Consider the following 951-nt stretch of genomic DNA (forward strand, 5'->3'; position numbering starts at 1 on the left):
CGCCGTCGTGGTGCTGGCCCGCCTCGGCCTGCACCAGGCGGACGACGAGCCGGAGCGACTGGCCCACGCCCTCGCCGACGCGACCCGGGACGCCCGCATCCCCGTGCTCGGCTGCCTGACCGACGTCGTCTCCCCGCGCTACCGCGGGGCCACGCTCGGCGCCGCCGGTCCCGTCGACGACGACGCCGAGCCCGGCTCCCTGCAGCCCGGTCTGCCCTTCTACCCGTCGCCGCAGCAGGCCATGACCGTGCTCGGCGCGCTCGCGGACTACGTCCACTGGCGCCGCCAGGAGGTCGGCGAGCCGCTCGAGCCGACCGGCCTGCACCCGCACGAGGCCGAGGAGCTCGTGGAGGCGGCCGCCGCGCGTGCCGAGGGCACCGAACTCGTCCGGCTCTCCGACGAGGAGACCGAGACGCTGCTGGGCCACTACGGGATCACCGTGCTGCCCTCGGCCCGGTTCGAGACCGCCGACGAGGCCGTGGCGGCCGCCGAGCGGCTCGGCTTCCCCGTGGCGCTCAAGGCCGTGGACCCCCACCTGCGGCACCGACTCGACCTGGGCGGCGTCCGCCTGAACGTGGTGGACGCCGACTCCCTGCGCCGCAACGTCGAGCACATGCGCCGTCTGCTCGCGCCGTTCGGCGTGCGCGAGCTCGAGGTCCAGGCCATGGCCCCCGCCGGCCAGGCCTGCATGCTCACGGCGCTCGAGGACCCGCTGCTGGGCCCCGTGGTCTCCTTCGGCATCGCCGGCGACGCCACGGACCTGCTGGGGGACTGGGTGCACCGCGTGCCCCCGCTCACGGACCGGGACGTGGCCCGCATGGTCCGCGCCCCCCGCGCCGCCGTGAAGCTGCGCGGCACCGGCGGGGTGCCCTCCGTCGACCTCGCCGCGCTGGAGGACCTCGTGGGCCGCGTCAGCGTCCTCAAGGACGACCTGCCGCAGGTCGCCCGCCT

The 951-nt window shown here is 76.6% G+C and carries 1 protein-coding gene; it reads left to right on the forward strand.

Annotation, left to right across the window (positions count from 1 at the left end; genetic code table 11):
• Nucleotides 1-951 (forward strand): acetate--CoA ligase family protein (locus tag D8M29_RS12630; protein ID WP_174233380.1); only part of this gene is annotated, 951 nt, incomplete at both ends.

The sequence above is a fragment of the Micrococcus sp. HSID17227 genome (assembly GCF_003989405.1).
GTDB lineage: Bacteria > Actinomycetota > Actinomycetes > Actinomycetales > Micrococcaceae > Micrococcus > Micrococcus luteus.